The sequence below is a fragment of the Pseudomonas sp. G(2018) genome (assembly GCF_005502415.1).
GTDB lineage: Bacteria > Pseudomonadota > Gammaproteobacteria > Pseudomonadales > Pseudomonadaceae > Aquipseudomonas.
Genome location: NZ_SCOO01000033.1, coordinates 30,853 through 43,320, shown reverse-complemented (window position 1 = coordinate 43,320; position 12,468 = coordinate 30,853). Strand labels below are relative to the sequence as shown.

General features: G+C 59.9%; 12 protein-coding genes. 6 read left to right on the top strand and 6 right to left on the bottom strand.

The window, feature by feature from the left end:
• The first annotated feature begins 13 nt into the window (after positions 1 to 13).
• Together FFS64_RS24845 and FFS64_RS24840 are read left to right on the top strand one after the other, a co-directional pair.
• The gene (locus tag FFS64_RS24845) at positions 14 to 751 is read left to right on the top strand and encodes a hypothetical protein (RefSeq protein ID WP_137807527.1); all 738 of its coding nucleotides are present in this window, start codon (positions 14 to 16) and stop codon (positions 749 to 751) included.
• Between the two features lie 131 nt (positions 752 to 882).
• The gene (locus FFS64_RS24840) at positions 883 to 1,668 is read left to right on the top strand and encodes a sulfite exporter TauE/SafE family protein (RefSeq protein WP_137807526.1); all 786 of its coding nucleotides are present in this window, start codon (positions 883 to 885) and stop codon (positions 1,666 to 1,668) included.
• A 9-nt stretch (positions 1,669 to 1,677) separates the two neighbouring features.
• Here FFS64_RS24840 and FFS64_RS24835 read toward each other — a convergent pair whose 3' ends face one another.
• Entirely contained in the window at positions 1,678 to 2,046 is a 369-nt protein-coding gene (locus FFS64_RS24835; protein ID WP_137807525.1) for a VOC family protein, read from the bottom strand.
• Positions 2,047 to 2,226: 180 nt separating this feature from the next.
• On the opposite strand from FFS64_RS24835, the gene FFS64_RS24830 reads away from it, so the two are divergent.
• The gene (locus FFS64_RS24830) at positions 2,227 to 2,790 is read left to right on the top strand and encodes a DUF4174 domain-containing protein (protein ID WP_137807524.1); all 564 of its coding nucleotides are present in this window, start codon (positions 2,227 to 2,229) and stop codon (positions 2,788 to 2,790) included.
• 154 nt (positions 2,791 to 2,944) lie between these two features.
• On the opposite strand, the gene ampC is transcribed toward FFS64_RS24830, so the two are convergent.
• Entirely contained in the window at positions 2,945 to 4,027 is a 1,083-nt protein-coding gene (gene ampC, locus FFS64_RS24825) for a class C beta-lactamase (protein ID WP_372242186.1), read from the bottom strand.
• 221 nt (positions 4,028 to 4,248) lie between these two features.
• Here ampC and FFS64_RS24820 point away from each other — a divergent pair, with 221 nt between their 5' ends.
• Complete coding sequence (locus tag FFS64_RS24820) at positions 4,249 to 5,127, top strand: LysR family transcriptional regulator (protein ID WP_137807522.1); 879 nt, start codon at positions 4,249 to 4,251, stop codon at positions 5,125 to 5,127.
• A 63-nt stretch (positions 5,128 to 5,190) separates the two neighbouring features.
• On the opposite strand, the gene gudD is transcribed toward FFS64_RS24820, so the two are convergent.
• Together gudD and FFS64_RS24810 are read right to left on the bottom strand one after the other, a co-directional pair.
• A complete protein-coding gene (gene gudD / locus FFS64_RS24815; RefSeq protein WP_137807521.1) occupies positions 5,191 to 6,534 on the bottom strand; it encodes a glucarate dehydratase in 1,344 nt (447 codons plus the stop codon).
• Between the two features lie 39 nt (positions 6,535 to 6,573).
• The gene (locus FFS64_RS24810) at positions 6,574 to 7,920 is read right to left on the bottom strand and encodes an MFS transporter (RefSeq protein ID WP_137807520.1); all 1,347 of its coding nucleotides are present in this window, start codon (positions 7,918 to 7,920) and stop codon (positions 6,574 to 6,576) included.
• A 281-nt stretch (positions 7,921 to 8,201) separates the two neighbouring features.
• Between FFS64_RS24810 and FFS64_RS24805 the strand changes: the two genes are divergently transcribed.
• A complete protein-coding gene (locus FFS64_RS24805) occupies positions 8,202 to 8,912 on the top strand; it encodes a FadR/GntR family transcriptional regulator (protein ID WP_137807519.1) in 711 nt (236 codons plus the stop codon).
• Positions 8,913 to 9,059: 147 nt separating this feature from the next.
• Here the strand turns inward: FFS64_RS24805 and FFS64_RS24800 are convergent, their stop codons facing one another.
• Positions 9,060 to 9,962, bottom strand: a complete 903-nt coding sequence (locus tag FFS64_RS24800; RefSeq protein ID WP_137807518.1) for a DMT family transporter — start codon at positions 9,960 to 9,962, stop codon at positions 9,060 to 9,062.
• A gap of 98 nt (positions 9,963 to 10,060) precedes the next feature.
• Here FFS64_RS24800 and FFS64_RS24795 point away from each other — a divergent pair, with 98 nt between their 5' ends.
• A complete protein-coding gene (locus FFS64_RS24795) occupies positions 10,061 to 10,924 on the top strand; it encodes a LysR family transcriptional regulator (RefSeq protein ID WP_095192807.1) in 864 nt (287 codons plus the stop codon).
• A gap of 104 nt (positions 10,925 to 11,028) precedes the next feature.
• Here FFS64_RS24795 and yegQ read toward each other — a convergent pair whose 3' ends face one another.
• On the bottom strand, positions 11,029 to 12,354 hold the full coding sequence (gene yegQ, locus FFS64_RS24785; RefSeq protein WP_137807517.1) for a tRNA 5-hydroxyuridine modification protein YegQ: 1,326 nt from the start codon (positions 12,352 to 12,354) through the stop codon (positions 11,029 to 11,031).
• Positions 12,355 to 12,468: the final 114 nt, after the last annotated feature.

Sequence of the window (12,468 nt, the reverse complement as noted above, 5' to 3'; positions counted from 1 at the left end):
GTCCCAATCCCTTATGGTTCGAGTGTTGCCCTTCAAACTTTGCCGATTTCGCCTGTTGGCCGGTCTGTTGCTGCTCTGTGCCGGCGGTTGCAGCCATCAGCCCGGCAACGATGTGTTCACCCAGTTGCGCGAAGGCAAACCCCAGGAGTTTCTGCAGACCAGCGTCGACCGCATGGCCACTCTGACCATGCGTGACAACCTCGACAGCCTCTATTTGTTGATGAGCAAGCTCTACCTGCGCAACCCCGATGAGTTGAAAAAGTCTGGTTTCCTCGACGCCCGCACCGCCGGCAAGCAAGTACGCATGGCCATCGAACAGCAACAGCCGCTACCCACCCTGGGCGGTAAAAAAGATCTGGCGGCGTTGCGTTTTGCCATGAGCCCGGAGTTTCTCGGCGACCGGGTCGGTGCGTTCATTTATGCCATCGGCAGCATGCTGGTCACCGCTCACGGCAATCGCCTGGAGTTCTACATGACGGACGCGATCAACCCGACGTTCGTCAGCAACGCCGCGCGCAACATCGAAATCGCCACTTGGATCTTGAGTCAGCGGCAGAACAAGGATGGCCAGCCCATGTTGTTCTCCAACGAGATCTCGGAGGAGGGCAGCAACCTGAGTTTTGCCGTGGAGTTCGGCAAGATCGTCGCGCGGCTGGACCTGTTGACCCAGATGCTGGATGAGCGCTATCGGCGGATCGGGCTCAATTACGCTCAAAGTTTGCTGTTTCTGAATTTCCTTCCAGTCCAGTGAATCCCCCATCAATCCCTGTGGGAGCAAAATGGAGGAAATGCATAAAGATAGATCGCATCGATATAACTGGTTATAAGAAAAATCGCTATGCTGCGGGCCTGTAATTCCCTGCGGTCTATGTGGACGTCTCAATGGATTTAGTGAACATCGGGTTGATTGTCGCCGGGCTGGTCGTCGGCTTCATCGTCGGCATGACAGGCGTGGGTGGCGGCTCATTGATGACGCCCATACTGCTGGCGTTCGGTATCAATCCGGCAACGGCGGTCGGCACCGATCTGCTGTACGCGGCCATCACCAAGTCCAGTGGCGTGCTGGTCCACAAAAAGAACAACAACATCGACTGGTCGATTACCGGCTGGCTGACCCTTGGCAGTGTGCCGGCGGTGGCGTTGACGTTGTGGTTCCTGAGCAGTCTGAACGAAGCGCCCGATGCGATGAACGCGATCATCAAACAGGCTCTGGGCTTCGTGCTGTTTGCCACGGCGCTGGCGATCCTGTTCAAGAAGCGCCTGCTCGATTTCGCCCACAAACGTGCCGGCGGCAATTACAAGCCGAGCGGGAAGCGCCTCAATGCGTTGACCGTAATCACCGGTCTGGTCCTGGGCACCATGGTCGCGCTGACGTCCATCGGAGCCGGCGCATTGGGCACCGTGGCGTTGTTCATTCTTTATCCGCTGCTGCCGACCCGCCGCCTGGTGGGCACGGAAATCGCCCACGCCGTGCCCCTGACCCTGGTCGCCGGTCTTGGCCATGCGAGCATGGGCAACATGGATTGGCAGGTGCTGGGTTACTTGCTGGTCGGTTCGCTGCCGGGGATTTACCTGGGCAGCCACCTGACCGGACGCATCTCCGATGAGTTGTTGCGTCCTTGCCTGGCCACGATGTTGGTATTGATCGGTTACAAACTGGCGTTCTGATTGCCAGCATCATTCGCGGGTGAAAATTTCCAGCAGATGCCCATCCGGGTCATCGAAATACACCCGCCGCCCACCCGCATAATCATTGACTTCCTTCGGCCGCTGCTTGCCCGGATCGGCCCACCACGACTGCCCGCGTGCCTGCAGGCGCGCGAAGGTCCGGTCGAAGTCGTCGTCGCCGAGCAAAAACGCGTAATGCTGCGAGGCAATCGGCGGATCGTTGTCGTAGAAGTCCAGTGACACATGGTTATCGAGCCTGACGATCAGCATCGGCCCGAAGGGTTCCGGAGCGGGCAGGCCGAGGAGTTCGACCAGAAAATGTGCCGACCGGTGTTTGTCGCGGCACCAGACGATGGTGTGGTTCAACTGCGCGCTCATATGAGGGTCCTCACGGCGGTTCAGCCAGCGCTTTTTGATGTTTTCAGATTAGCCCAGCCTGTTGCGCAATGACCGCCCTGACCTAAGCTTGGGGCAAGGTCGAACACATTTGCGAAGCGTCACCGGAACGAACGCCGCGATGCGCAATCATTAGAGCGTGGATATCAAAAGGAGATGCGCATGCTCATCAGGTCACTGACCCTGGCTACCCTGCTGGCTGTCGCCGGCCCCTTGTTCGCCGCCGATGGCGATTCACCTCTGGATATAGACAAGGGCAGGGCCCGGCCGTTGATTGTGATCACGCGCAGCACCGTTGATCCCGTCTGGGTGAACCTGAAGAAATCCCTGGAAGATCCGGCCAACAAGCAGGGTGTCGCCCAGCGCAACATCAGGGTGTACAGCGTGTTGAACATGTCCGGTCAACTCGATGGCAAGGATCTTGGCCAACAGGACACCATGGCGCTGATCCGCGCCTTGAAACTCGGTGCCGGGGCGTTGCCGAAAGTGATTCTGGTGGGCAAGGACGGCGAGAAGAAACTCGAAAGCTCGGGGGAGGAATCGAAGTCGGTCGACCTGAAAAAAATCTTCGAGACCGTCGACGCCCTGCCGGTGACCGAGCAGGAAGCGGCTCCACCCGCCCCGCCACCGGTGGCCGCCGAGGCAGCCCCGGCCAAGGGCGCAAAGAATGCAAAACCCGCAAAACCGGCGAAGCCCGCCAAGCCGCCTGAGCAGCCGGATGATTGAATCGACGCATCATCTTTTTGGCGAATGATTTACCTGTGGGAACGAGCCGCCTCCAGGCGGCGTTCCGACGAAAGCGTTGTGTCAGGCAACATCAACGTTGAATGTGCCGGCCTCTTCGCGAGCAGGCTCGCTCCCACAGGTGAGGGGTTTCAGATTACTTGCCCAGCGCAGTCAATATCGAATGAGCGATTTTGATCCGTTCCGGGTTTGGATAGTTCTTGTTGGCCAATATCACGATGCCGATGTCTTTCGACGGCACATAAGCCACATAAGCACCGAATCCGCCGGTCGAACCGGTTTTGTTGAACAGCACATCTTCCGTTGAAGGTTGGGGTGGGTTCAGCCACTGGACTGTGTGGGCTTCCATGGCCATTGGCGTCGAGTTGCCGGCGAGCAGCTTTTCGAGGGTGACCGGAGAGCGGTAGGCCTCCCAGCCCAGGCCCTGGGTCATGTCGCCGACGGTGTAGTAACCGGTGTGGGTGATAGCGATTGCTTGCTGCAATGGTTTTTCCAGCGTCGCCGGTTTCATGTTCGCTTCGACATAGCGAAGCATGTCTGCCGCGCTGGTCTTCACCCCGTATGCCTCGGAGTCCAGTGCTCCCGGCCCGACCCGTACAGGTTGGTCATCCTTGTTATAGCCCTGGGCGTAAAGTCCCATTTGATCTTGCGGCACCTTGAGGAAGGTGTGCTTCAACCCGAGTTTCGGCAGCAGGTTTTTTTCCATCACGTCGTCAAATGGCGCACCCATGCTTTTCGCCGCCAGATAGCCGAACAGCCCCAGGCTCGGGTTTGAATATTGTCGATGGGTGCCGGCGGCATACACCGATTTCCACTGTTTGAAATAGTCGAGCATCTTGTCTGGCGCATCGGCCGAATCCGGAAATTGCAGGGGCAGGCCACCGGGTGTGTAGGTGCCCAGTTGCAGCACGCTGATGTCATCGAACGCGCTGCCCCGCAGTTGCGGCAGAACGTTGCTGGCCTTGTCGGATAACGACAGTTTGCCGCTGGCCACGGCGTAGGCGGCGAGGGTGGCGGTGAAGGTTTTGCTCACCGAGCCGATTTCAAACAGGGTGTTTTCGGAGACAGCCTTGTCGTTTTCCTTCGACGCTACACCGTAATTAAAGTAATGCGCCTGGCCGTTGACGGTGATGGCAATCGCCACGCCGGGGATCTGCTGTTGTTGCATCACCGGTTTGACGGCAGCGTCGACGATGGCCTTGATGCGGTCGTCAGCCATGCACTGGCTGGCACCGAGTAACAGGGCCAGGGCGCCGTAGCGTGTGAATTTGTTCAGGTTTATTTCAGGCATGACTGAGTCACTTCCATGAGTATTCAGGGTGTTGGTCGAACGGCTTTGCGATTCGGGTCGCGGATGAGGGAAGCAAATCTATGCAGTCTGCCAAGATTGGACAACCGATGATATTTTGCATGAGCCATTAGAAAAATTTTGGAGTGGGCATGATCCGGCCGCAATTACCGCTTAATGCACTGCGCGCCTTCGAGGCTTCGGCGCGGCACTTGAGTTTTACCCGGGCGGCGGTGGAGTTGTGCGTCACGCAGGCGGCGGTGAGTCATCAGGTCAAAAGTCTTGAGTCTCAACTGGGCGTGACCCTATTCAAACGCTTGCCCCGCGGGCTGATGCTGACCCGCGAAGGGGAAACCCTGTTGCCGGTGTTGCGCGAGTGCTTCGACCGCATCGCCGAAACGCTGGAATGTTTTGAAGGCGGGCACTTTCGCGAGGTGTTGACGGTTGGGGCGGTGGGGACCTTTGCGGTGGGTTGGTTGTTGCCGCGACTGGCGGACTTCCAGGCGAAACATCCGTTCATGGATCTGCGCCTGTCGACCCATAATAATCGTGTGGATGTCGCCGCCGAGGGGCTGGATTACGCCATTCGTTTTGGTGCGGGAGCGTGGCATGGCATTGAAGCGGTGCGGGTGATCGAGGCGCCGCTGTCGGTGTTGTGTGTGCCCGAGATTGCCCGGCAATTGAAATCGCCGAACGATCTTTTGCGGCAGACGCTGTTGCGCTCGTACCGCACGGACGAGTGGCCCGAGTGGTTTCAGGCTGCCGGGCTTTCGACGCTGGGGCCCTCGCCGGGGAGCATTGTCTTTGACTCGTCACTGGCGATGATGGAGGCTGCTTTGCAAGGTGCAGGTGTGGCACTGGCGCCGCCGTTGATGTTTTCGCGGCAATTGGCGGCAAATGTGATCGAGCAGCCTTTCCCGATTCATATCACCACCGGCAGCTACTGGCTGACCCGTTTGCAGTCGCGACCGGAAACGTCGGCGATGACGGCATTTCGCGAATGGCTGCTGCAAACGGTACAGAAGAATTAACTGACTCAACACCTGTGGGAGCGAGCAGGCTCGCTCCCACAGGGATCTTCAGTGATCCCGTTCTTAGCGCACCAGACACGGCCGCTTGTTATCGAACTTCCACCCCGGAATCAGAAACTGCATGGCCACGCTGTCATCCCGTGCACCCAGGCCCATGCCTTTGTACAGCTCATGGGCCTTGGCCAGTTGGTCCATATCCAGCTCGACTCCCAATCCCGGCTTTTGTGGCACTTGCACGCAGCCGTCGACGATTTGCAGCGGGGCCTTGGTCAGGCGCTGGCCGTCCTGCCAGATCCAGTGGGTGTCGATGGCGGTGATTTCGCCCGGTGCGGCGGCCGCGACGTGGGTGAACATCGCCAGGGAAATGTCGAAGTGGTTGTTGGAATGCGAGCCCCAGGTCAGGCCCCATTCGTGGCACATCTGCGCGACCCGCACCGAACCTTGCATCGTCCAGAAGTGCGGGTCGGCCAATGGGATGTCCACCGATTGCAACTGGATCGCGTGGCCCATTTCCCGCCAGTCAGTGGCGATCATGTTGGTGGCGGTTTTCAGGCCGGTGGCGCGGCGGAACTCGGCCATGACTTCGCGGCCCGAATAGCCGTTTTCCGCGCCGCAGGGGTCTTCGGCGTAGGCCAACACTTGATGCTGATCACGACACAACCTGATCGCTTCTTTCAGCGACCATGCACCATTCGGATCCAGGGTGATGCGCGCATCGGGGAAGCGTTCGGCCAGGGCGGTGACCGCTTCGATTTCGGCATCGCCGCTGAGTACGCCACCCTTGAGCTTGAAGTCCTTGAAGCCGTACCGCGCATGGGCGGCTTCGGCGAGGCGCACCACGGCGTCGGCGGTCATGGCCTTTTCGTGACGCACGCGGAACCAGTCGTTGTCGGCGTCCGGTTCGCTGCGGTAGGCCAGATCCGTTTCGCTACGATCACCGACATAAAACAGATAACCGAGCATCTTCACTTCATTACGTTGCTGACCTTCACCGAGCAGGGCGGCCACCGGCACGTCCAGATGCTGGCCGAGTAAATCGAGCAGCGCGGCTTCCAGGCCGGTGACGGCGTGAATGGTGATGCGCAGGTCGAAGGTCTGCAAACCGCGTCCGCCGGCATCGCGGTCGGCGAAGGTCTGGCGCACCTGGTTGAGCATCTTCTGGTAGGTGCCGATCGGGCTGCCGACTACCAGGCTGCGGGCGTCTTCGAGGGTCTGGCGAATGCGTTCGCCGCCCGGTACTTCGCCGACGCCGGTGTGGCCGGCGTTGTCCTTGAGGATCACGATGTTGCGGGTGAAAAACGGGCCGTGGGCGCCGCTCAGGTTGAGCAGCATGCCATCGTGGCCGGCCACTGGAACAACCTGCATGCTGGTGATGATCGGGGCTTTGGCGGCTTCTTGTGCGGTCATTTTCTTATCCTTTGAGAACTTGTACTCAGGCGTGATGCTTCAGACGGGATGGCTCGCTGGTTTGCCCGGTGCAATGGCGGGGGCGGCCTTGGGTTTGTTGCGGGCGGCGAAGACGATGATCGCGGCGATGATCGAGGTTGCGGCCAAGCCATACAGCCCGCCCTGAATGGAACCGGTGCGTTCTTCGAGCAGGCCGAAGGTGGTCGGCGCGACGAAGCCGCCAAGGTTACCCACCGAGTTGATCAGCGCGATGACGCCCGCGGCGATGCGTGCATCCAGATAGGCCTGGGGAATCGGCCAGAAACACGATGACGCCGATTTGAAACCCAGCGCGGCAAAGCAGATCGCTACGAAGGCGAAAATCGGCCCGCCGGTGGTGGACATGAACATCCCGGCAGCGGCAATCAGCAGGGCCACAGCGACCCAGGCTTGTTGATGCTTCCACCTGGCCGACAGCGAAGCGAAGGTATACATGCCGACAATCGACAGCAGCCATGGAATGGAGTTGAACATCCCGACCTGGAAGTCGCTCAGGTCGCCCATCTTCTTGATGATGCTCGGCAGCCAGAAGGTCGCGGCGTAGATGGTCAGCTGGATGAAGAAGTAGATCACGCAGAACAGGATGATCTGCCGGTCCTTGAGCAATTTGCCCAGTGACGGCTTGACCGGCGTCGCCGCCTCACGAGCAAGCTGCTCGTCGTCGATGGCCTTGACCAGTGCGTCCTGCTCGTCGCGGGTCAGCCATTTGGCGTCGTGGGGTTTGGAGTCCAGCCAGAACCAGACGAAGGCGCACAAGCCCACCGAGAACATGCCCTCGATGAAGTACATCCATTGCCAGCCGTGCATGCCCAGGCCGCTGATTTGCAGAAGCAGGCCGGACAAGGGGCCGGAGATCAGCGAGGCAATGGCCGAGCCGCTGAGGAAAATCGCAATCGCCTTGCCGCGCTCCACGCCTGGCAACCAGCGGGTGAAGTAGTAGATCACCCCGGGAAAGAAGCCGGCTTCGGCCACACCCAGCAGAAATCGCAGGATGTAGAAGTGGGTTTCGTTCTGGATGAACGCCATGCCGGCCGCCACCAGGCCCCAGGTCAGCATGATGCGGGTCAGCCAGATGCGTGCGCCGACTTTTTGCAGAAGGATGTTGGAGGGCACTTCGAACAGCGCGTAGCCGATGAAGAACAGGCCGGCACCGAGGCCGTAGGCGGCAGCGCCGATGCCCAGGTCGTGTTCCATGTGGGCGCGGACGAAGCCGATGTTCACGCGGTCAATGTAGTTGACGATGAACATGATGACGAACAGCGGCAAGACGTGGCGTTTGACTTTCGAGATAGCGGACTTCAGGGCCGAATCGGCGCCATTGTCCATCCCTGAGATGGATGTATTCACTGCGTTTTCTCCCACTCGTTATTTTTATGCGGGGTGTGACAAGGTGTTGCGTTGTTGATGGACATCATACAACTAGATTTTTTCGATCTGCAACCGTCCTTGTTCAATAAAATCGCCATGATTCGCAGGTTTTTTATTCTGTTTGTGGTTTTTTATCACCTAGGATTTAGGTGTTTTTGCGGAGTTTGTTGAGTGTTGTCATACAAGTGTGCGCTGTTTTCTTGAGATTCCGGACGGGCGCAGTGCTACGATTCCGATAGCTCTGCCTTTGGATGATCGCCATGCAAGAAGACCTCGACGCACCTGCCCGCAAGCGCAGCCACAATCTGGCCCACGACCTGGTGGACAAGTTGACCCAGAGCATCCTGCTCGGGCAGATGTCGCCCGGCGACAAGCTGCCGTCGGAGAACTCGATCGTTCAGGAACACGGCGTGAGCCGCACCGTGGTGCGCGAGGCGATCTCCAAATTGCAGGCCTCCGGGCTGGTGGAGACCCGTCATGGCATCGGCACCTTTGTGCTGGAGCGGGCACCGGAGCAGGGGCTACGGTTGAATGTCGATACGGCGCTGGGGGTACGCGGTATCCTGGAGCTTCGCATGGGGCTGGAAACCCAGGCGGCAGCGCTGGCCGCGATCCGTCGGACCGATCAACAAGTGGCGCAGATGCGCCAGGCGCTGGACGACTATCAAAACCTGCTGGCCAACAACGACAGTTGCGTCGAAGCCGACCGGCGCTTTCATCTGCTGATTGCCGAAGCCACCGGCAATCTGTGTTTTACCGAGATCATGCAACACCTGGGCAGCGCCATGATTCCGCGCACCCGGGTCAATGCGGCAGAGCGTGGCGCAGTGGATTTGAGCAAGCTCGGGCAGCTGGCCAACCTCGAACACGAGGCGATTCTCAACGCCATCAAGCGCCAGGACCCGGACGCGGCGCGGGCGGCGATGTGGCTGCATCTGACCAACAGCCGGGACCGGTTTTCGCCCAGCTGATTGTCCGTAAAACCGAGTCATCGTTCTTCGCGGGCAAGCCACGCTCCCACAGGTTTTGTGTCGGACACATAATTCTGGTCCGACACTAGACCTGTGGGAGCGTGGCTTGCCCGCGAAGAGGCCAGATGCCACAACACAAATCAATGATCAGACACGAAGTACCTGCACCACTGGCCGCCGCTCCAGATTCAACGCCAGCACACTGATCAACACCACCATCGCACCCACCGCCACCATCAAGGTCGGTCGTTCACCCAGTCCCACGGACGCCATCGCCGTCGGCGGCACCAGATACAGCGTCATGGTCGCCCGGCTCAGGTCCACATGCGCCAGCACATAAGCCCAGGCCAGGTACGCCAGGGCACTCGGGAAAATCCCCAGGGCAACGACCGCAAACTGTACGCGCAGGGGGGCATTGACCACTTGATCCGCCAGCCCGGGCAGGAAAATCAACAGCAGCGCCGTGCCGGACCAGACCGTGTAACACACCAGCGTCAACCCGTCGTAACGCCCGGTGTGATGCTTTTGCAGGGCGAAGTAAAGACTCCAGGACAACGCCGCCAACAGGATCAACAAGCCGTGGGCGTCGATACTGCCCAGGCCGCGATCGCCTGCCACCACAATCACCACACCGATCAATCCCAGGATCACACAGCCCCAGCGCCACAGGCTCACCCGATCCTTGAACACGAAGCGCGCCAACAACGTACTGAACAGCGGCGTCGACTGTGCCAGCACACTCGACGCGCCGGCGCTGACGCCCTGCTGGCCGAAATTGATCGCCACGTGATGCAGGCTCACAGCAAAGAAGCCCAGCGCCATCAGCAGAGGCACATCGCGCAGTTTCGGCAGACGAATGCCCCTGAACACCGCGACCACGGCCATGAACAGCGATGCCAGCAAAAAGCGCAGCAACGCCAGGTGCACCGGGTCGTAGGTTTGCAAGCCGATGTGGATACCGGTCGGAGAATAACCCCAGCAGGCCACCGCGAAGGCCATGGCCAGGATGATTTTCAAGGGAGAACTGGAGGAGGGCGTGAGTAGATTCATGATCGTGCACCGAGAGGCAGGTGCGTTGAGTATCAGAACTCAAATCGTTCGCCACAACTGACTTATACTGCGTAAACCATTCACTTTGAGTGATGTATATGGAGCTGGCCCAGATTCGAATGTTCAAGACCGTGGCCGAGGTGGGCAGTATCGCCCGTGCCGCCGAGTTGCTGCATTGCGTGCCTTCGAACATCACGGCGCGCATCAAGGCGCTGGAAGCGGAGTTGGGCGTCGCGCTGTTTCTGCGTGAGGGGCGCGGGCTGCGCATCAGCCCGTCGGGGCAGACTTTTCTGGCCTATGCCTCGAAAATTCTGGCCCTGACTGCGGAAGCCAAACGCGCGGTGGATCCGTCCGCCGAACCGTCCGGACCGTTGCGCATCGGCGCCATCGAGTCTTCGGCCACCGGTCGCTTGCCGCGCTTGCTGGCGAAATTCCACAAGCGTTTCCCGGCGGTGGCGCTGGAGTTGACCACCGGTACCTGGGGCCAGTTGCTGGATGACACGCTGAGCCATCGCCTCGACGGCGCCATCGTTGCGGTGGATGTCGAGCGCTCGCACCTCAAGCGCACGCCGATGTACCGCGAAGACCTGCTGCTGATTGCCTCGACATCACTCGGGCCTGTGCGCGACATGGCGGATTTGCATGACAAGACCGTGTTCATGTGGCCCCAGGGTTGCCCGTATCGGGCGGCGCTGGAGCATTGGCTGTTGCGCCAGGGGCAGGCATTGCCGATTGTCAGCCTGGCCAGTTACGGCGCGATTGTCGGATGCGTCAGCGCCGGGGCTGGCGTGGCGTTGGTGCCCAAGGGCGTGTTCGATCAGTACGCCAGGGGCGCGGGTTGCGTCGGGTACGAATTCCCTGAGCTGACCGCTATCGACAACCTTTTCTACTGGCATGAAAACGCCGGGGTGCACCCGGCGCGGGAAGCGTTTGTGGCGATGTTGCGTGAGGAGTTCGCGTAGCTTTTTCTGTGGGGGCGAGCCTGCTCGCGAAAGCGATTTAACATTCAACAATGATGGTGGCTGGAAGTCAGTCTTCGCGAGCAGGCTCGCTCCCACAGGGATTGTTATGTTGCATTCACATCCCGCATCAACAACCCAAACCGCAAATCCACCGCATCCGGAATCGGCACGTACACCGTATGCCCATCCCCCGGCGCCACGTCGATCGGCTCACCTTTGGCGTTTTGCAGTTGATGCAGATCGAAGTGGAAGTTGCCTTTAGGCGTCATCAGTTCCATGTGATCGCCCAGGGCGAAGCGGTTTTTCACCTTCACCTCGGCCAACCGTTCCCTCCGTTCGCCGGTCAGTTCGCCGACAAACTGTTGCCGTTCCGACACCGAGCTGCCGTTCTGGTAGTTCTGGTACTCGTCATGCACATGCCGCCGCAGGAAGCCTTCGGTGTAGCCGCGCTGGGCGAGGGATTCCAGGTCGGTCATGAGGCTGCGGTCAAACGCGCGGCCGGCCACCGCGTCATCGATCGCCCGGCGATAGACCTGCGTGGTTCGTGCGCAATAAAAGTGTGATTTGGTCCGCCCCTCGATTTTCAAAGAGTGCACGCCCATCCGGGTCAGGCGCTCGACATGCTGCACGGCGCGCAGGTCCTTGGCGTTCATGATGTAGGTGCCGTGCTCGTCTTCGAAGGCCGGCATCAGTTCGCCCGGGCGATTGGCTTCCTGCAATAGGAAAACTTGCTCGGTGGGCGCGCCGAGACCCAGGGTCGGTTCCGGCTGACAGTGCTGGACAATCTCGCCGAGCTGATTTTCCGTGGCTTCCTGCGCCGAATACTTCCAGCGGCAGGCATTGGTGCAACTGCCCTGATTGGCATCGCGCTTGTTCATGTAGCCCGACAACAGGCAGCGGCCGGAGTAGGCCATGCACAGCGCGCCATGGACGAACACCTCCAGCTCCATCGCCGGGACTTGCTGGCGGATTTCGCCGATTTCTTCCAGGGACAGTTCCCGCGACAGGATGATCCGGCTCAAACCCTGCTGCTGCCAGAACTCGACGCTCGCCCAGTTCACCGTGTTGGCTTGCACCGAGAGGTGAATGGGCATCTGCGGGTAGTGCCGGCGCACCAGCATGATCAGGCCGGGGTCGGACATGATCAGGGCATCGGGCGCCATGGCGATGACGGGCGCCAGGTCCTTGAGGAAGGTCTTGAGCTTGGCATTGTGCGGGGCGATGTTCACCACCACATAAAAGCGCTTGCCCTGAGCCTGTGCCTCGTCAATGCCGAGAGCCAGGGTGGCATGGTCGAATTCGTTGTTGCGCACTCGCAAGCTGTAGCGCGGCTGGCCGGCGTACACGGCATCGGCGCCGTAGGCGAAGGCATAGCGCATGTTTTTCAGGGTGCCGGCAGGGGCGAGCAGTTCGGGGGCAATGAGCTTCATGGCGGGTCGATCGCAAAAGTCGTCGAGGGTAAACACCTTGTCCCGAGGGTTTATTGATCTGGATCTATGCTTGATGAACAAACGGATGGCACTCGCGCGAGCCGTGGCGGCCTA